This window comes from Streptomyces sp. NPDC014889, from assembly GCF_043081205.1.
Lineage (GTDB): Bacteria > Actinomycetota > Actinomycetes > Streptomycetales > Streptomycetaceae > Streptomyces.
The window spans coordinates 1-17,579 of sequence record NZ_JBIBWH010000017.1 but is presented as its reverse complement, the minus strand read 5'-3'; the positions used below and the strand labels follow the sequence as shown (position 1 = coordinate 17,579).

The window sequence follows — 17,579 nt, the reverse complement described above, 5'->3', positions numbered from 1 at the left end:
CGTCCGGCCGGGCGTCAGGGGCGCAGGCTGCCGACGATCTGCGCCGTGGCCATCAGGCCCTCGTGAATGGTGGGCGCCATGCTCGTACCCGCCAGGAAGAAGCCGAGCATGACGCAGACCAGGGCGTGCGAGAACTTCAGCGCGCAGTTGCGCACGAAGATCACCGCAAGGACCAGGAGCAGCAGCACCACAGAAATGGAAATGGCCATCGTCGTCCTCCTCCGCCACGCCCACTTCGCGGCTTTCGGCCGCAAGTGTGGCGTAGCGGAGGGTCGGGCCGGGCGGTAGACGTGTCCTCCGAACGTGTGGTTCTGCCGCCGTTCCGGAATCGCCTCCTGTGGTCCGAGCGTGATGCCGGGAGCGGGGCTCAGGCCTCGATGAGGCGGGAGCGGATGAGGAAACGCACTCCCTCGGGCGCCTCCAGGGAGAAACCGCTGCCCCGCCCGGGCACCACGTCCACGATGAGCCGGGTGTGACTCCACACCTCGAACTGGCTGCGCGACATCCAGAACGGCACCGGCCGGTCCACCCCCTCGACCTCCAGCTCGGCCAGCAGCACGTCCGAGCCGCCGGTACGGAACTCGCCCGCCGGATAGCACATCGGCGCGCTTCCGTCGCAGCAGCCACCCGACTGGTGGAACATCAGCGGCCCGTGCCCCTCGGTCAGCCGCCGCACCAGGCCGGCCGCGGCGGGCGTGAACTCCACGCGCGGGATCTCCTCGTACATCGTCGCCGTCCTTCGCCGCCCCGGAAAAGCCCCGGAAGAAGAAGCCGGACCCAGCCAAGCAGCCATGAGGTTGCGACAAGGTTGCACGGCGCACGCGCCCCCGGGCCCGCCGTACACGCTCGGGCCGCCGTGCCCCGTCGCGACGCGCGCGTACCGGCGATCGCTGACATGCTGAGCGGGAGAAGCGCTGCCCATGACATGACCGGTGGTGGTGAGCGCGGTGTCCGAACGCGGCGACAACAGTCCGGGGCCGACGGCCGCGAGTGTGGATCCCCTGGGGGACCCGTTTCTGCGGACCCGTTTCGCCGTGCCGGTCCCGCCGGTCACGTTCCTGCGCCGGCAGCGCCTGGTCGAGCATCTGGACCGGGCGCCGGCCACGCCGCTGACGATGGTCAACGGCTGCGCGGGAGCGGGCAAGACGCTGCTGGTCGCCGACTGGGCCGCCCAGCTGGACCGGCCGGTGGCCTGGCTCACCGCGGGCGCCACCGACCAGGCCCCCGGCGTCTTCTGGGCCTACCTCCTCGAAGCCCTGCGCGCCAGCGGGGCGCACGAGGTCCGCGACGTCGGCTGTCCGGCCGAGGCCGGCATGGTGGACCACGGCCTGCTCGCCCGGCTCGCTGCGCGGCTGAACAGCCGCGACCGGCCCGTGACCGTCGTCCTCGACGAGTACGACCGCGTGACCGCCCCGGAGATCGCCGATCAGCTCGGTTTCGTCCTGCACCACGCCGGACGGGGCCTGCACCTGGTCCTCGTCACCCGCACCGAACCCACGCTGCCCCTGCACCGCTACCGCGCGGACGGCACCCTGACCGAGATCAGGGACGCGGAACTCGCCTTCACCCCCGAAGAGGCGGCGACCCTGCTGGAACTGCACGGGCTGCGGCTCGGCGGCGACGCGGCCCGCGCGCTCGTCGAGCGCACCGGCGGCTGGGCGGCGGGCCTGCGGCTGTGCGCCCTGGCCGCACAGCAGAGCAGCGACCCGGAGACCTACCTCAAGGAGTTCGAGGCCGGACAGAGCACGATCGCCGACTTCCTGCTGGCCGAGGTGCTCAAGAGACAGCCGGCCCCGACCCAGGACCTGCTGCTGCGGGTCAGCGTCCTGGACCGGTTCTGCCCGGACCTGGCCAACGCGCTCGCCGGGCGCCGGGACGCCGAACCCATCCTGGCCGGGCTGCACCGGGCGAACGCGTTCGTCGAGCACCTCGGCCACTCCTGGTACCGCCTCCACCCCCTCTTCGCCGAGATCCTCGCGGCGCACCTGCGGGTCCGGTTCCCCAGCCTGGAGACAGAACTGCACCGCAGGGCCGCCCAATGGCTGCGGCACACCGGACCGCTGCCCGAGGCGCTCGCACACGGCGCCGCCGCCGGCGACTGGCGGTTCACCGCCCGCACCCTGGTGGACGACCTCGCGATCGGGCAGTTCTTCACCGGCCTGCGCTCCGGGGACGTGGGAGAACTGTTCTCCCGGATGACGCCCGAGACCACCGGTCCCGAGGCCGATCTCGTCCGCGCGGCGCGCGAACTGTCCGACGGCGACCTCGGGCACGCCCTCCCGCACCTGGAAAACGCCCGACGGGAGCTGGCCCGCGCCGGTTCCGCCAGGGCGGAGGCCCGGCTCGGTCTCGCCCTCCTGGACACCCTCGCCGCCCGGCTGACCGGCTCCCCGGACCAGGCGGAGAACGCCGCCCGGACGGCGCGGGAACTGCAACAGGACCTCCCCGCCGAACTCCTCGACCGGCACCCCGAACTCGCCGCCCTGCTGCAGACCCACCTGGGCGCCGCCCGTCTGTGGGCGGGACGCTTCGAAGACGCCGGGGCCGCGCTGTCCGCCGCGGCGGCCGGCTCCGACGGGGCCACGGCACTGCCCCGGGAGGACTCCCTGAGCCTGCTCGCGCTCATCGACTGCCTGACCGGCTGGCCCACGCGCGCGGAACGCCGGGTCCTGGCGGCGCTCGCCGACGCGGAACGTTTCAGCCTGGCCGAGCCGACCGGTTCCGGACTCGGCCATCTGGTCCTGGCCGCGTTGGCCGTCGACCGTGACGAACTGCGGGAGGCCCAGGCCCTGTTGAACCGGGCGACGGCCGAGCGGCCGGTGCCGTGGGATCCCGTGACGGCCGCCGGTCTGGTCATCGCGCGGGCGCGGCTCCACCTGGCGCGCGGAGAGGCCAGGGCCGCCCTGGAGACCGCGGAGTCGGCCGTCCCCGCCGTCGTGGCCTCACCCTGGGCCGAGGCGCACACCGCGCTCGTCGTCTCCGCCGCCCACCTCGCCGAGGGCCGCCCCGAACCGGCCGTGAAGGTGCTGCGGGACACCGTGGGCCAGGACGCCGCCTGCACGGTGGCGGCCGCCCGCGCCCACCTCGCCGCCGGCGATCCGGGCACCGCCCTCGACCTGCTCGACGCGCTTCCAGCCGGGCAGCGCGCCGGTCCCGCCGTCACGGTACGGGCCCTCCTGGTGCGTGCCGAGGCCACCGGCCGGCAGGGCGACCACGTCTCCGCGCGCCGGCTGGCGACCCGCGCGCTGCTGGACGCCCGGAACGAACGGCTGCGGCGCCCCTTCCACGAGACCGGCCCCTGGCTGCGCCGCCTGCTGGACACGGACGGGTTCCCCCGGCTGTCCGGACGCCCGGGCCCCCGGTCCGGGACCGGGCCGGACCCGGGCCGCCCGCCCGCCCTGGTCGTCGACCGGATCAGCGACCGCGAGCGGGACGTGCTCCAGCGGCTCGCGCAGATGATGACGACGGAGGAGATCGCCGCGGACCTGTTCGTCTCGGTCAACACGGTCAAGACCCACCTCAAGAGCGTGTACCGCAAGCTCGGCGTCAACCGGCGCAACGAGGCGGTGCACCGGGCCCGCGAACTGCGCCTGCTGTGAACCGCCTGAGACGGGTCCACACCGACTACACCGGCGGGGTGTACGGGTCCATGCTCGCCGCATCCGTGGTGGTCGGCGCCGGCGTTCCCGAGTACTTCCCGCGGCTGCGCCTGGCGCTGTTGCTGCTGCTCACCGGGGTGGTTTTCTGGCTCGGGCACGTGCACGCCCAGTTGTTCGGGGCCCGGCTGGCCCAGCGCCGCCCGGACCGCGGCACCGTCCTGCACGTGTGCCGCGACGAGTGGCCGATCGCCCAGGCGGCCCTGCCGCCGGCCCTCGCGCTCGCCGTCAGCCCGCTGTTCGGCCTGGACCTGCCGGGCGGGCTGTGGCTGGCGCTCGCCGTGGCCGTGGCCGGCCAGGTGGGCTGGTCGGCGGCCGCGGCACGCCGGGCGGGAGCCTCCTGGGTCCTGGTGGCGGGGACGGCCGCGGTCAACCTGGTGATCGGGCTGCTGATCCTCGCGCTCAAGGTCGTCCTCACCCACTGAACCCACGGACACGGTCCGCACCCGCCCGCCGTATCACCTGCGCCGGGTGAGGCCCGGCGGCACGGCCGGGCGGACCCTCGGACAGGGGGAGTGGTACGCCCGTCCCCAGGCCACCGTGGGAGCGGCTGATGCGCTACGAGATCCGCGTCGACGGGCTCATGTCGGAGACGCTGACCAAGGCATTCCCGGAGCTGGACCATGTGGTGATGTCCGGTCAGACCGTCCTGTTCGGACCCGTGGTGGACGAGGCGCACCTGTACGGGCTGCTGGCCCGCTGCCAGTCACTGGGCCTGCGGGTCCTGGAGATGCGCCGCATACCGGAGTGAGCCTGTGCGCTACCCGGGCGGCCGGTCACGGTGCTGCTGGCGCAGACCCGCCTGGATGGCGCCCGTCAGCACGCGCGCGGCGACACCCACGAGCAGCAGCCCGCCGGTCATCTGGAGCATGCTCAGCACCCGCCCCGTCTGCGACCGCGCCGTGATGTCGCCGTACCCGACGGTGGTGAACGTGGACAGCGCGAAGTACAGGGCGTCCGTCCTGGTCAGCGGCTCGGTGAAGGAGTCCGGGTCGGAGTGGTCCAGGAGGTAGTAGGCGCCGGCGAACAGCAGCAGGAAGAGCGGAAGCGTGATCGCCAGCGCCTCCACGGCCTTCAGCCGGGGGTACGGCGAGCGGGTGATGGCCCACACCTCCCACGCGAAGAACAGCGCGACACCGAGCAGCCCGAGGCCGAGCAGGGCCGCCGTCATGCCCGTGGCCCGGCCGTCCAGGGGCAGCAGGTAGTACGCCGTCACCAGACCGGTCGTCACGAGCACCGAGCGGGCGAGCACCATGACGGTCGCCGACCGGGGCACTCGCCGCTCCCGGTCCCGCCGTGGCGGGCGCCTCCCCGCGGGGTCCGGGGTGCGGCGAGCTGCCGGGTCGCTCATCTCGGGTCCCTTCGGTTCCGCCGCCCGGGGAACGGGCGCCGTCCGGGAAAGCCGTCCGCGAAACGGGGGCAGGTCCGCATCCAGATCATCGCGGCGGCGCGGCGGACGGATCACCCCCCATGGGTGACCCGTGGGACACCACTCCGCGGGACGCTGGCGTACGGGTCCCCACACACCGTCCCGTCGGCGGTCCGGCAGACCCGCAACCGATCCCCGCGAGGAGGAGCCATGACCGTGTCGCGTGGTTCGGCAGCGCGTGCCGGAGCGGAGCACAGGCCCGGCGGGACGGGCCACCACCCGGACGGCGACCCGGCCGACATGCTGGCCGGACTCGGCAACTCGTGGTCCTGGCTGCTGGGCTCGGCGCTGGCCACACTGGTGCCCGGCATCATCGTGCTCGCCTGGCCGAACGAGACCCTGCACATCCTGGCGATCGTGATCGGGCTGTACCTGCTGGTGACCGGCGCGTTCCGGTTCGTCGCCGCGTTCTCCCGGGAGGAGCACGGCGAGCGCCTGGCGCGGCTGCTGGTCGCGGTGCTGTTCGTCCTCGCCGGGGTGCTCTGCCTGAGGCACCCCTTGCAGACCATCGCCGCGCTCTCGCTGATCGTCGGGATCGTCTGGCTGCTGTCCGGCATGCTCACCGCCTACGCGGCGCTCGCCCTCCGGGGCCTGCCGCACCGCGGCGTCCTCCTCGGCGCGGCGGCGCTCGGCATCGTCGCGGGCATCGTGGTGCTGGCGCTGCCCGCACAGTCGGCCCTGGTGCTGACCCGGCTGCTCGGCGTATGGCTCGTGCTGCTCGGCCTGGTCGAGCTGGGTGTCGCCTTCGCCTGGCGGTCGGCTCTGCGCAGGGGCGCCACGGGGACCCCGTCAGGCCCCGCGGCCACGGTCTGAGCCCGTAAGCCCCGTACGCCGCCCGTCGTGTCGGCAGCGACGCCCCAGGAGGATCCATGGCTCCCCCAGACGCCCCCGTCCCCGCGTCCCCGGGCGGCGCGGGGGAGCCGCGGCGCTCCCTGACCCCCGCGGAGTTCGCCGAGTACGAACGGCTCCGCCGGGCGGCCACCGTCAAGCACCGGAGGCTGCGCCGGGCGGGCGCCACCGTCCTGCTGGTGGTGACGCTGGTGTTCGCCCCGCTGGCCGTCGTCGCGGCCTGGGTGCACGACACGGTCGGCGACACCGACCGCTACGTCCAGACCGTCACCCCGCTGGCCCACGAACCGGCCGTGCAGAACGTCGTGACCGACCGGCTGACCAAACGGGTCGTGGGCAACATCGACGTCAACGCGATGACGGCGTCGCTGGCCGACGTCCTCAGGAAGTCCGGGGCGCCGCCGGGCGTCGTCGACGACTCCACCGTGCTGACCGGACCGTTGCGCGGCGCCATCACCGACGCGGTGCACCGCGTCGTCGGACGCGTCGTCACCAGCGGCGCCTTCGAGGACGTCTGGGTGACCGCCAACCGGCGGGCGCAGACGGCGCTGATGAACGTCCTCACCGGCAGCCAGAAGGGCGCCCTGCGGGCACAGGGCGAAGACGTGAACCTGGACATCGGGGTCGTCGTCGACCAGGTCAAGCACGAGTTGGAGCACGCCGGCTTCAAGAGGGCCTCCGTCATCCCCGCACCCGACCGTACGATCACGCTGCTCAGGGCCGAGAAGCTGAACAAGGCCCAGGACGCCATGCGGCTGCTCGACATCGTCGGCGTCTGGCTGCCCGTCGCCACCGTCGTGCTCGCCGCGCTGACCGTGTGGACGGCTCCCTCGCACCGGTTGATGCTGCAGATCACGGCCATCGGCGTGGGAGTGATGATGATCGTCCTGCTCGTCGCGCTGGCCGTGGCCCGCCGGGTCTACCTCGGGTCCGTCCCGCCGGCCACCCTGCCCCCCGACGCCGCCGCGGTCGTCTACGACACCCTGGTGCGGTTCCTCCGTGACAGCGCGCGCACCCTCCTGGTCGTCGCCGTGGTCACGGCGCTCGCCGCCTACCTGTACGGTCCCGGACGCGTGGCGCGCGGTGTGCGGAGACTGTCCGGGCGGAGCACCACCGCCGCGGGCGAGGCGCTCGGCCGCGCCGGGGTGCGCACGGGTGCGGCCGGACGCTGGCTGGACGCCCACCGGAAGTGGACCACCGGCGTCGTCATCGCGGCCGGCGGCCTCGCCCTGGTGCTCTGGAACCGGCCCACGGCCGCGGTCGTCGCACTCGTCCTGTGCGTCGTCCTCGCCGTTCTGATCCTCGTGGCCGTCCTCGCCTCCGCCACTGGTCCCGGCGAGTCCGCGGGGCCCGGCGGCACGCACCCCGCGACGTCCTGAGCCCCTCGCCCCTCGCCCCCGTGCGACCGGGGCGGCGCCCCACGGTCACCCGCATCGGGTGAGGCGCCCGTGTCGTGCCCTGCGCACGCTGGCAGGGGCAGAGAGCGCAGCCGGGCACAGGCCCGGAACGGAGAGAGAAATGAGCACGCAGATGAACCTCGCGTACGACTACCCGCTGTTGAGCGCCTTCTGGACGATGCTGTGGTTCTTCCTGTGGATCATGTGGTTCGTCCTGCTCTTCCGGGTCGTCCTCGACATCTTCCGCGACGACGGCATGAACGGCTGGGCCAAGGCCGGGTGGCTGGTGTTCTGCATCGTTCTGCCGTTCCTCGGCGTCCTCGTCTACGTCGTCGCCCGCGGCAAGAGCATGAGCCGCCGGGAGATCGCGCAGGCGCGGCAGCAGCAGGACGCCTTCAACGCCTACATCCGGCAGACCGCGGCCGGGGGCGGAGGCGGAGGCGGGTCCAAGGTCGACGAACTCGCCCGGCTGTCCGACCTGCGCGCCCGCGGAGACATCACCGACGAGGAGTTCGCCCGGGCCAAGGACATGATTCTGACCGGCGGTGTCCCCGAGGGTCGCGCCACCTCCGTGACGTCCGCCCCCGAGGGCCCCGACAGCTCCGTCAGCTCCACTCCCGGCCGTCGATGAGCACGCCGGACGAGACGAAACGAGGGAGAAGATGACCGCGACCCACACCGCACGGCAGCATCCGGCGAAGCAGGCATGGGCCACCGGCCTGACGGCCTTCGCCGCCGTCATGCTGATGATCGCCGGAGTGCTCGACATCTTCCGCGGGATCATGGGCATCGCCCACGACGACGTCTTCGTCACCACGCGCAACTACGTCTTCCAGTACGACCTCACAGGCTGGGGCTGGATCCACCTCGTCCTCGGGGTGCTCGCCGTGATCATCAGCATCGGGCTGTTCCAGACGGCGATGTGGGCGCGCGTCGCCGGGGTGGCCATCGCCGGGCTGATCATCCTCGCCAACTTCCTGTCCCTGCCGTACTACCCGGTCTGGTCGGTCGTGATGATCGCGTTCTCCGGGTTCATCATCTGGGCCCTGTGCGTGCTGCGGCCCGAGGAGGCACCGTCCCCGCGCAGCACCGCCGCGTCCTCCTCCACTCCCACATCCTCCACCACTTCCGAGACCGCCCCGCCGCGCACCCCGTGAAGGGCATCCGAGCGGAGCGGCGCGGCCCGGGCGGACGTCTCCCGGGCCGCGCCGGCGCGGCCCGGGAAACGTTCCTGGACCGTCCCTAGACCGGCCAGTGGTATCCGAGGGAGAAATTGACCGCGGCCGCGTACGCGAGGTACATCAGCCAGAGGCCGGTCGCGAGGTGGAAGAATCCCAGCGCGCGTTCGCCCAGCTTCATTTGGATCGAGGCGAAGAAGTCGCTGAAATAAATCGCGAAAAGCCCGAGGAAAAGCAGTCCCACCGGCCATTCGCCGATCTTGAAGAACACCGTGGCGCCCATCGCGGAGATCACCATGAAGGCGACGCACATGCCCGCGTTGGTTCGGGGGTCGTTTTCGCGATAACGGTTCCAGCCGATCGCGAACCAGTGAATTCCGTACGCCGAGAATGCCAGCGCCGCCATGTAGAGCGGTGGCGTCTTGGTGAACACCTGGAACCAAGTCAGCCCGATGAACAGGATGATACCTGCGACGAACTGACAGAGGCCGGGAAGCCAGACACCCCAGACGCCGAGCCCACGGTCCACCGCATCGTTCTTTCGCGGATAACCGAACAGCTCGTGCGGACCGTAGATCAGATATCCGGTGCCGAGGCCGAAGAACCCGAGCGCCAACGGTGGAAACGCCGAGGCGGGGAAAGTCACGTCCATGTTCTCCTCCTTCGAAGAAGAAACCGAAAAGGAGGGCGCGTGGGTGGACCGGGTCACCGGGCTCGGGACACACCACAGTTCAATTGTCCGCCGACAACCGCGCGTCTGCATCCCGGGCGCCAGGGCGTCCCGATCCGCGTCCCGTGGCGGGCCGGCCGTCCCGGGATGCGCCGCGGCTACCGGCGCGTAACGTGGAAAGGGTCACGTGGAAAACGGCGATGCAGGAAACAGATAGACCTGGCGGGAGGGATTCTCATGGGTGCAGCACCGGAGACCCTGCGGAAGGCCGAGCTGACGGAGGAGCAGCGACGCGCCGGCGAGCGTGAGTGGTTCCTCGACGCCGACACCGGGGAGCTGAAGCCGGAGAAGAACCCCGACCGCGACGAGCAGACCGGGCCGGGCCCGGTGCGCGTGGCTCGCTGGACCTTCGATTGACCGCTCCGCCCGAGGACCGCGTCTGGGCGCGCCACCAGCGGCGCAGGGGAGCGGCGCTGATCGTCGGCGCGGGAGCGGTCGGCGGCTTTCTCGCCGAGGAACTCGCCCGGATCGGGTTCAGCCCGCTCGGGCTGGTCGATCCCGACACCCTCGCGGTGGAGAACCTGATCCGGCACCCTCTCGGGGCCCCGGCCCTGGGGCAGCCCAAGGCGCCGGCGCTGGCCGGGAAGATCCGTCGCGACTTCCCCTCCTGCGACGCCACCGGCCATCACGCGGACTTCCTCGAACTGCCCGCCGAACAGCAGCGGTCGCTGGTGGGCGGTGCGAACGTGGTGGTGGCGGCCACCGACTCGGCCGTGTGCCAGCGTCACGTCAACCGCGTGGCCCTCGCGGTGGGCAGGCCCGCCGTCTATCCGGCGGTCTGGGTGGACCCGAGGATCCGTGACGCCGAGGTCGGCGAGATCCTGTGGGTGCTCCCCGGCAGGCGCACCCCCTGCTACGAGTGCGCGGTGGCCTTCCGGCAGGGGACCGCCGACACTCAGGCGGCCCGCGGCGCCCGGGTCGACATCCAGCTCGTCGCCCTGGCCACGGCCCAGGTCGTGACCGCGCTGGCGCACCCCGGCGACGACCGCTCGGCGATCCTCGATCCGCGGCGCACCGCCATCTACCTCCACGGACTGACGCCCACTTCGCCGGGCGTCCGGGCCACCTTCCCCACCGCGGGCCTGAGCAGCCAGAACGTCCGGGTCCCCTTCCCGTCCCGGCCGTGCGCCGTCTGCCACGGCTGGCGCCACGTGGCCTCCTCCCCGGCATCGGCCGCGGCGGGAGCGGGCGGTCGGCCCGGCGACGAGGAGGACCGGGGACGCGGTTGGCCCGTCTTCGCCGCCATCGTGCTGTGCATCGTGGTCCTGTTCATCGTCTCGGTCGCCCACGGCAGGCACATGTAGGACCCGGTGACTCCGAGAGCGCGCTCATTCAAAGACGCCCCACTTTCGGCACCCCGGGGCCGGGGTACCCGATGAGCCGGTAAGCGGGCGGATGCGGTGGGGAGGAGCAGTCGGTGAGTGGAAAGCAGGTTGTGGAGCGGGTGGAGAGTGCCGTCTACACCGTTCCGACCGATGGGCCCGAGGCGGACGGGACCCTTGCCTGGGACAGCACCACACTCGTCCTCGCCACCGTCCGCTGCGGCGACGTCAGCGGGCTGGGGTACACCTACGCCCCCGCGGCGGCGGCGGGCGTCATCGACGAACTGCTGGCCGGCGTGGTCACCGGCGCCGGAGTTCTCGACGTGCCGTATCTGAACGAGAGCATGCAGCGTGCCGTGCGCAACGCCGGTCTGCCCGGTATCGCGGCGCAGGCCGTCTCCGCCGTCGACATCGCCCTGTGGGACGCCAAGGCCCGGCTGCTCGGCCTGCCCCTCGTGCACCTCATCGGCACGGCGCGCGACGACGTGCCCGTGTACGGCAGCGGGGGCTTCACCACCTACGACGACGAGCGGCAGGACCGGCAACTGCGGGGCTGGGTCGAGGAGGAGGGGATTCCCCGCGTCAAGATCAAGATCGGGGAGTCCTGGGGGCAGCGGGAGAAGCGCGACCGGCAGCGCGTGGCGCGGGCCCGCGCCACCATCGGCGAAGCGGCCGACCTGTACGTGGACGCCAACGGCGGCTACAGCGCCAAGCAGGCCGTGCGGGTGGCCGCCGCGCTCGCCGACGAGGGCGTGACATGGTTCGAGGAACCCGTCTCCTCGGACCACCTCGGCACGCTCGCCGCGCTGCGCGCCCGGATCACGCCCGACCTCGCCGCGGGGGAGTACGGCTACACACTCCCGTACTTCGCCCGCATGCTGGCCGCCGGTGCCGTCGACTGCCTCCAGGCCGACGTCACCCGGTGCGGCGGCATCACCGTCTGGCTGCGCGCCGCCGCCCTGGCCCAGGCGCACGGCCTGGACATCTCCGGCCACTGCGCACCGCACGCCCACGCGCACGTCGCCGCCGCGGTCCCCAACCTGCGGCACCTGGAGTGGTTCCACGACCACGTCCGCATCGAGCGGCTCCTCTTCGACGGCGTACTGGACCCCGCGGGAGGCGCGCTCGCCGTCGGCCGTGACGGAGCGCCCGGCCTGGGACTCACCCTCGACGCCGGGCGCGCGCGCCCGTACCGCGCGCGGTGACGGCTCGCGCCGTCGGCCTCAACTGGTCGCCAGCACGATCGCCATCGCCAGCAGACCGATGGCGATGAGCGCGACGACGATCCAGATCGCGGTGAGGGGCGCGGCCGCCCATCCCTTGCTCAGAGCCTCGCGCTCCGGGGCGCCGAGCCCGGACACACCGGACTCGGCGGGAGGCGTGGCACCCGGGGCCATGGCGGTGTCCTCCGGCAGGGCCAGACCCTCCACCGGGCGGCCGTGTTCCTCGGCCGCCGGGTCGCTCTCCGTGCCCGGCCGGCGCGGCTCCTCCGGTGCCGCCCCGGGTGCCGGCGGATCGCGGCGGTCGGCGTGCGGGCGGCCGGCCCGGTATGCGTGCTTCGCGTTCATGACCTCAGCCCTTCGTCAGTGGGGATCCGCGGACCAACTCCGTGGACCAACTCCGCGGACCGGCTCCGCTACGCGGCCCTCGCCCGGGCCAGGACGTCGTCGGCGAGCGGCTTGTCCAGCGCGGCATGGACCAGCCCGTCGGTGAACCGGGCCAGTTCGCGTTTGCTCACCAGATGCGCGAGGCGCTCGGGCGAGGTGGGCAGACCGAGCCGCTTGGCGCCGTCCCGCGCCTTGCGGTCCACATAGGGCTCGAACTCCGGCCAGACCGTCTGGACGGTCCGCAGGAAGATGTCGACGCCCGTCGGCCCGAGCTCGGGTACGTCCCGGAGCGCCTTCTTCGGATCGTCCTCCTCGCGCAGCCTGCGCAGATCGCCGCCGTACCGCTCCAGCAGCAGTTCCGCGCCCTCGCCCAGCATGGTGGCGGTCCGCTCGTCGTAGCGCCGGTACCCGCCCTCGCCGAGCGCGTCCACGCGCTGCTGCCACGACGCCTTCGCCATCGAGCGCGCGTCGCGCAGGCCCGCCTCGAAGAGCGCCCGTGCGGCGGCCACCGCGATGTCCGCCCTGATCCGGGCGCTGAGCAGGACGGCCAGGACGAGTGTCTGATAGAGCGGGCCGGGCGTGTTCCGCAGCCTGACCCCCGCCTGGGCCAGATAGGTGGAGTCCTGCCGGTCGAGCAGTGCCCGCACGACCGCCCTCTCGGTGCGTTCGGGGGATTTCTTGCTGGTCGTGGAGCTCATGACGCCTCGCTACGTCGGCTACGTCGGCGAAGCCCGGGTACGGCCCCGGGGGACGAAGGGCGGGTTTCACGAGTGCGGCGGCCGGAAACCCGCCGGTTCCGCACGGCCGTGCGAGGGGAACTCGGCCGCCCATGAACGAGGACACAGGAATCCGGGGCTCCTACTGGATCGAGACCGCGCCCCCAGGGGATCCGGCACCCCCTCCGCCCGGTGACATCACCGTGGAGGTCGCCGTGGTCGGCGGCGGCATCGCCGGACTCAGCACGGCCTGGGAGCTGGTACGGGAGGGACGCGAGGTGGCCGTCCTGGAGGCCGACCGCATCGCCGCCGGGGTCACCGGATACACGACGGCCAAACTCACCGCGCTGCACACCCTGGTCTACGACCACATCCGCCGTACCCGCGGCCCCGAGGGCGCGAGGCTGTACGCGCGCTCCCAGACCGAGGCCGTCCGGTACGCGGCCGGCATCGTCGAGGAACTCGGCATCGAATGCGAGTGGGAGGAGGCCGCCGCCTTCACCTACGCGGAGAGCCCCCGGCACGTGGAGAAGCTGCGGGCGGAGGCGGACGCGGCGCGCGAGGCCGGCCTGCCCGCCGAGTTCGTCACCGGGACGGAGCTGCCGTTCCCGGTCGCCGGCGCCGTCCGGGTCGCCGACCAGGCGCAGTTCCACCCCCGCAAGTACCTGCTGGCGCTCGCCGACGACCTGCGCCGGCGGGGAGGCTCCGTGTACGAGGGGACACGCGTCGTGGGCCTCACCGAGGGCGAGCCCTGTGTCCTGACGACCGACGCGGGCGTGTCGGTCCGCGCCGACGAGGTGGTGATCGCCACGCACTACCCCGTCTTCGACCGCGCCCTCCTCTTCGCCCGGCTCTCCCCGCGGCGCGAGCTGGTCGTGGCCGCGCCGCTCGCCGAGGAGCGGGCCCCGCGCGGCATGTACATCACGCCCGAGCAGAACACACGGTCCGTGCGCACCGCACCGTACGAGGACGGCCGGCGTCTGCTGATCGTCACCGGCGAGCACTTCGCCCCCGGGGCCGCCGACGTCGAGGAGCGGTTCACCCGGCTGACCTCGTGGGCCGACGAGCGTTTCCCCGGGCTCACGTTCACCCACCGGTGGGCCACCCAGGACAACGACTCCACCGACTCGGTGCCCCTCGTCGGACCGTTCCATCCCGGCAGCCGTCACACCTGGGTGGCCACCGGGTTCGGCGGCTGGGGCCTGAGCGGCGGCATCATGGCGGGCCGCCTGCTCAGCGAACTCGTCGGCGGCCGCACGGTCGAGTGGAGCGGCCTTTACGATCCTCGCCGCCTGGCCACCGTGGTCCGCGAAGGAACCTCGTTCCTGAAGCATCAGGCCCACGTGGCCAAGCACTTCGTCGGCGACCGGCTGCCGTCCCTGACGGAACCGGCGCTGAAGGACGTCCCCCGGGGCGAGGGCGCCGTGGTCCGCGTGAACGGACGGCAGTACGCGGTCCACCGTGACGAACAGGGCCGGCTTCAGGCGGTCTCCGCCCGCTGCACCCACCTCGGCTGCATCGTGTCCTTCAACAGCGCCGAGCAGGCCTGGGAATGCCCGTGCCACGGCTCCCGCTTCGCTCCGGACGGGCGGATCCTCCAGGGCCCCGCCGTGCACCCGCTCAAGAGGCGGGAGATCTGAACACGAGGATTCGGCGCGGCCGGGACGTAGGAACCGGGCTCGGGGGTAGCCGGAAGCAGGGCCGCAGTGCAGATGAGGAGGGGCCGGTGCCGTCAACGGGTACAGCGGGGAACGGAGTCACACTGGGGGCCGAGGAGGAGTACGTCCTCCTCGATCCTCGCAGCGGGCTGCCGGTGCCCTCGGCGGCGAAGGTCGAGGACGCCGCCGACGTGGAACTGGGGTCGGCCGGCGGGGACGTCGAGCGTGAGCTGCTTCAGGCGCAGATCGAGGTGGCCACACCGGTGTGCGGCGAACTGGAGGAGCTGGCCGAACATCTGACGCGACTGCGGGACGGCATGCGCAGGGCGGCGCTGCGCAGCGGCTGCCTGGCCGCCGCGACCGGTGCCGCGCCGCTGGCCGGCGACACCGCCGTGCCCGTCACGCCGAAACAGCGCTACGAGGACATGCTCAGTGAGGCCGCGCTGCTGGTCGAGGAGCAGCTGATCTGCGGGATGCACGTCCATGTGGCCGTCCCCGGCCGCTCCCTCGGCGCCGGTGCGCTGGCCCGGATACGGCCCTGGCTGCCGGTGTTGGTGGCGCTCGGCGCCAACTCCCCGTTCTGGCAGGGCAAGGACACCGGGTTCGCCAGTTGGCGCACGGTGGTGTTCGGGCGATGGCCGGCCAGTGGATCCCCGCCGTTCGCCGAGGACGCGGCACAGTACGAGCAGCGCGTCGAGGAACTGCTGGCGACCGGTGTCGTCCCGGACCGGCACCAGCTCTACTGGCACGCCCGGTTGTCCGACACCTACCCGACGCTTGAGGTGCGCGCGGCGGACGTGCAGCTCGACGCCGACAGCGCGGTCACCCTCGCCGGCCTGATCCGGGGCCTGGTCGCCACCGGCCTGGACGAGGCACGCGCCGGAGAAGGGGCGCCGAACCCGCCGGCCGGCATCCTGACCGCCGCGGGCTGGCACGCGGCCCGCCACGGTCTGACCGACGTGCTGGTCGATCCGCGCAGTGGCAGGCCCGCGCCGGCCGGGCGGGTCGCCGAGAGGCTGTACGACCATGTCGCTCCCGCGCTGCGCCGCTTCGGCGACCACGGCCGGGTCGCCGAAGGCCTGCACAGGCTGCTGGACGGCGGCACGGGAGCGGTCAGGCAGCGCGCCGCCGTCCGCAGCGGCGGCCTCCCGGCACTGCTGGACCTGATGACCGCAGGCACCGCCGGCCGGCCCTGAGCGACTGGCAAAGACGGCGGTGACCGCCGTCTCCGCCCTGGCCGCGACGCTGCCCACAAGGCCGCCGGTGCGGTCAGATCCCTTCGAGCTTCCGCCGCGCCGGGCCCAGTGCGTGGCCCCGGCGCAGCGCGGGCTGCCAGGGATCGTCGCCCTTCAGACGGGCGTCGATGGTGGCCGACGTCCAGCGTTGCGGGCCGAGTTCGGGGTTGTCCAGTTCCGCCCAGCTCAGCGGCGTGGCGACGGGGGCGCCGGGCAGCGCGCGGACCGCGTACGGGGTGACGCTGGTCTGGGCGTAGGCGTTGCGCTGGACGTCCAGGTACAGCCGGCCCTTGCGGGCCTGCTTGCGCGGCGCGGTGGTGAGTTGGCCGGGGTGCCGGTCGGCGAGTCTATCGGCGACGTCGCGGGCGAACGCGCGCACCTCGTCGAACGCCGCGTGGCGGTTCAGCGGGACCAGCACGTGCAGCCCGCGGGAGCCCGTGGTCATCAGGCCGGAGGGCAGCCCGAGTTCGTCGAGCAGCTCGTGCAGGAGGGCGGCGGCCTCCCGCACGGGAGCGAAGTCCCCGTCGGGGGGGGGTCGAGATCGAAGACCAGCCGGTCGGGGTTGTCGGGGCGGTCGGCCCTGGACAGCCAGCGGTGCGGGGTGACACACGCCTGGTCGACGAGGTAGAGCAGGCTCGCCAGGTCGTCGCAGACCGGATAGGCGACGGTGCCGCCCTCCTTGGGCAGTTCACAGCGGTGGACCCAGTCGGGGAAGTAGTCCGGGGTGTCCTTCTGCATGAACCGGCCGCCGGCGATTCCGTCCGGGTACCGCTCCAGCATCAGGGGGCGGCCCCGCAGATGCGGCAGGATGCGCCGGCCGACGCGGCGGTAGTAGCCGGCCAGGTCGGCCTTGGTGATGCCGTCGTCCGGGAACATGTCCTTGTCGGCCCGCTTGATCTCGACGGTACGGTTGCCCGCCTGGATCTCGGCCGTGGTCATGGCGCACCTCGCTCACGCATAGTGTCGGGTCACTCCTTCTCGCCCTCCAGCGCGGCGACCTGGCCCAGGGTGTGCCCGGAGCGAACCGACCGGGCTCGACGGGGATCGGGCGTGTGCTGCTGGGCGCCCTCGGTTTCACGGGACTTGACCAGCAGCCACGCCTCACGTTCGCCCCCGTCGCCCCGGCGGAACCGGGTGAGCGCCCAATCGCCGTGCAGTTTGCTGCCGTTGAGCCGGAACGACGCGTGGCCGCGCTCCAGCGCCTCGGCGAACGGGACCTCCCGGCCGCGCTTGTCGGTGCTGCGGTTGCGGAAGGTGCCCTCGTCCCAGATGATCACCGTGCCGGCGCCGTACTCGCCCTCGGCGATGACGCCCTCGAAGTTCCGGTATTCCAGCGGGTGGTCCTCGGTCGGCATCGCGAGCCGCTTGTCGTGCGGGTCGCCGGACGGTCCCTTGGGGACCGACCATGACTTGAGCACCCCGTCGGCCTCGAGCCGGAAGTCGAAGTGCATGGTGCTCGCGTCGTGGATCTGCACCACGAACCGCGGCTGCGGACCGGACTCGGACCGGTCCTCACCGCTCGGTTCCCGTGTCGCGTGGAAGTTCCGTTTCCGGCGGTACTCCGCCAGCGTGTCCGAGGCGGGCATGGTCCTTCCTTCCTCGCGTCCGGGGTCGCCGGGACGTCACTCCGCTCCTGTGCCGGCTCCGGCCGTGCTGCTCGCGGGCTCGGCGGGGCCGGGTTCTACGAAGCTGTAGGGCGGCAGCGGTCCGTTCACCCGCAGTTCCAGGTGGGGCAGGTCCTTGCGGGCCCGTTCGACCGCGGTCACGAACTCCTGTGCCGCCTCCCGCTCCACCAGGAACGA

General features: G+C 72.7%; 20 protein-coding genes and 1 pseudogene. 12 read left to right on the top strand and 9 right to left on the bottom strand.

Features of this window, described 5'->3' with window-relative positions:
* Nucleotides 1-14 precede the first annotated feature (14 nt).
* On the bottom strand, nucleotides 15-209 hold the full coding sequence (locus ACF09J_RS29435; protein ID WP_392308488.1) for a hypothetical protein: 195 nt from the start codon (nucleotides 207-209) through the stop codon (nucleotides 15-17).
* A gap of 158 nt (nucleotides 210-367) precedes the next feature.
* Nucleotides 368-727 carry a DUF779 domain-containing protein gene (locus tag ACF09J_RS29430; RefSeq protein WP_392308487.1) on the bottom strand — a complete coding sequence of 120 codons (360 nt, stop codon included), beginning with the start codon at nucleotides 725-727 and terminating at the stop codon, nucleotides 368-370.
* Between the two features lie 205 nt (nucleotides 728-932).
* On the opposite strand from ACF09J_RS29430, the gene ACF09J_RS29425 reads away from it, so the two are divergent.
* The 3 genes from ACF09J_RS29425 to ACF09J_RS29415 all read left to right on the top strand — a co-directional run bounded on the left by ACF09J_RS29425 (nucleotide 933) and on the right by ACF09J_RS29415 (nucleotide 4,407).
* Nucleotides 933-3,599, top strand: coding sequence for a LuxR C-terminal-related transcriptional regulator (locus ACF09J_RS29425; protein WP_392308486.1), 2,667 nt, complete (start codon nucleotides 933-935; stop codon nucleotides 3,597-3,599).
* A 50-nt stretch (nucleotides 3,600-3,649) separates the two neighbouring features.
* Nucleotides 3,650-4,081: a hypothetical protein gene (locus tag ACF09J_RS29420; protein ID WP_392308638.1), complete on the top strand. Its 432-nt coding sequence runs from the start codon at nucleotides 3,650-3,652 to the stop codon at nucleotides 4,079-4,081.
* Nucleotides 4,082-4,209: 128 nt separating this feature from the next.
* A complete protein-coding gene (locus tag ACF09J_RS29415; RefSeq protein ID WP_100567356.1) occupies nucleotides 4,210-4,407 on the top strand; it encodes a hypothetical protein in 198 nt (65 codons plus the stop codon).
* Nucleotides 4,408-4,416: 9 nt separating this feature from the next.
* Here the strand turns inward: ACF09J_RS29415 and ACF09J_RS29410 are convergent, their stop codons facing one another.
* Nucleotides 4,417-5,007 (bottom strand): potassium channel family protein, encoded by a 591-nt coding sequence (locus tag ACF09J_RS29410; protein WP_392308485.1) that lies wholly within the window; start codon nucleotides 5,005-5,007, stop codon nucleotides 4,417-4,419.
* A 228-nt stretch (nucleotides 5,008-5,235) separates the two neighbouring features.
* On the opposite strand from ACF09J_RS29410, the gene ACF09J_RS29405 reads away from it, so the two are divergent.
* From ACF09J_RS29405 to ACF09J_RS29390, 4 genes are all read left to right on the top strand, one after another.
* On the top strand, nucleotides 5,236-5,898 hold the full coding sequence (locus ACF09J_RS29405; RefSeq protein ID WP_392308484.1) for an HdeD family acid-resistance protein: 663 nt from the start codon (nucleotides 5,236-5,238) through the stop codon (nucleotides 5,896-5,898).
* A gap of 56 nt (nucleotides 5,899-5,954) precedes the next feature.
* Nucleotides 5,955-7,313 carry a hypothetical protein gene (locus tag ACF09J_RS29400; RefSeq protein WP_392308483.1) on the top strand — a complete coding sequence of 453 codons (1,359 nt, stop codon included), beginning with the start codon at nucleotides 5,955-5,957 and terminating at the stop codon, nucleotides 7,311-7,313.
* Between the two features lie 139 nt (nucleotides 7,314-7,452).
* Complete coding sequence (locus ACF09J_RS29395) at nucleotides 7,453-7,962, top strand: SHOCT domain-containing protein (RefSeq protein ID WP_392308482.1); 510 nt, start codon at nucleotides 7,453-7,455, stop codon at nucleotides 7,960-7,962.
* A 31-nt stretch (nucleotides 7,963-7,993) separates the two neighbouring features.
* Nucleotides 7,994-8,488: a hypothetical protein gene (locus ACF09J_RS29390; RefSeq protein WP_392308481.1), complete on the top strand. Its 495-nt coding sequence runs from the start codon at nucleotides 7,994-7,996 to the stop codon at nucleotides 8,486-8,488.
* A gap of 85 nt (nucleotides 8,489-8,573) precedes the next feature.
* On the opposite strand, the gene ACF09J_RS29385 is transcribed toward ACF09J_RS29390, so the two are convergent.
* Nucleotides 8,574-9,161 carry a hypothetical protein gene (locus ACF09J_RS29385; RefSeq protein ID WP_392308480.1) on the bottom strand — a complete coding sequence of 196 codons (588 nt, stop codon included), beginning with the start codon at nucleotides 9,159-9,161 and terminating at the stop codon, nucleotides 8,574-8,576.
* Between the two features lie 255 nt (nucleotides 9,162-9,416).
* On the opposite strand from ACF09J_RS29385, the gene ACF09J_RS29380 reads away from it, so the two are divergent.
* From ACF09J_RS29380 to ACF09J_RS29370, 3 genes are all read left to right on the top strand, one after another.
* A complete protein-coding gene (locus ACF09J_RS29380) occupies nucleotides 9,417-9,596 on the top strand; it encodes a hypothetical protein (protein WP_392308479.1) in 180 nt (59 codons plus the stop codon).
* A complete protein-coding gene (locus ACF09J_RS29375) occupies nucleotides 9,593-10,543 on the top strand; it encodes a HesA/MoeB/ThiF family protein (RefSeq protein ID WP_392308478.1) in 951 nt (316 codons plus the stop codon). The genes ACF09J_RS29380 and ACF09J_RS29375 overlap by 4 nt, the downstream gene beginning before the upstream one ends.
* 113 nt (nucleotides 10,544-10,656) lie before the next feature.
* Entirely contained in the window at nucleotides 10,657-11,766 is a 1,110-nt protein-coding gene (locus tag ACF09J_RS29370; protein ID WP_392308477.1) for an enolase C-terminal domain-like protein, read from the top strand.
* Nucleotides 11,767-11,784: 18 nt separating this feature from the next.
* Here ACF09J_RS29370 and ACF09J_RS29365 read toward each other — a convergent pair whose 3' ends face one another.
* Both ACF09J_RS29365 and ACF09J_RS29360 read right to left on the bottom strand, forming a co-directional pair.
* Nucleotides 11,785-12,129 (bottom strand): DUF6480 family protein, encoded by a 345-nt coding sequence (locus ACF09J_RS29365; protein ID WP_392308476.1) that lies wholly within the window; start codon nucleotides 12,127-12,129, stop codon nucleotides 11,785-11,787.
* A gap of 68 nt (nucleotides 12,130-12,197) precedes the next feature.
* A complete protein-coding gene (locus ACF09J_RS29360; RefSeq protein WP_392308475.1) occupies nucleotides 12,198-12,866 on the bottom strand; it encodes an endonuclease in 669 nt (222 codons plus the stop codon).
* Between the two features lie 131 nt (nucleotides 12,867-12,997).
* Between ACF09J_RS29360 and ACF09J_RS29355 the strand changes: the two genes are divergently transcribed.
* Both ACF09J_RS29355 and ACF09J_RS29350 read left to right on the top strand, forming a co-directional pair.
* Nucleotides 12,998-14,524: an FAD-dependent oxidoreductase gene (locus ACF09J_RS29355; RefSeq protein ID WP_392308474.1), complete on the top strand. Its 1,527-nt coding sequence runs from the start codon at nucleotides 12,998-13,000 to the stop codon at nucleotides 14,522-14,524.
* 86 nt (nucleotides 14,525-14,610) lie between these two features.
* Nucleotides 14,611-15,738, top strand: coding sequence for a glutamate--cysteine ligase (locus ACF09J_RS29350; RefSeq protein WP_392308473.1), 1,128 nt, complete (start codon nucleotides 14,611-14,613; stop codon nucleotides 15,736-15,738).
* A gap of 73 nt (nucleotides 15,739-15,811) precedes the next feature.
* Here the strand turns inward: ACF09J_RS29350 and ligD are convergent.
* The 3 genes and pseudogenes from ligD to ACF09J_RS29335 form a co-directional block, all read right to left on the bottom strand.
* Nucleotides 15,812-16,716 (bottom strand): annotated as a pseudogene (ligD, locus tag ACF09J_RS29345) (non-homologous end-joining DNA ligase).
* 29 nt (nucleotides 16,717-16,745) lie between these two features.
* Nucleotides 16,746-17,363, bottom strand: coding sequence for a DNA polymerase ligase N-terminal domain-containing protein (locus tag ACF09J_RS29340; protein WP_392308472.1), 618 nt, complete (start codon nucleotides 17,361-17,363; stop codon nucleotides 16,746-16,748).
* Nucleotides 17,364-17,399: 36 nt separating this feature from the next.
* A partial coding sequence (locus ACF09J_RS29335; protein WP_392308471.1) for a GvpL/GvpF family gas vesicle protein occupies nucleotides 17,400-17,579 on the bottom strand: 180 nt, incomplete at its 5' end.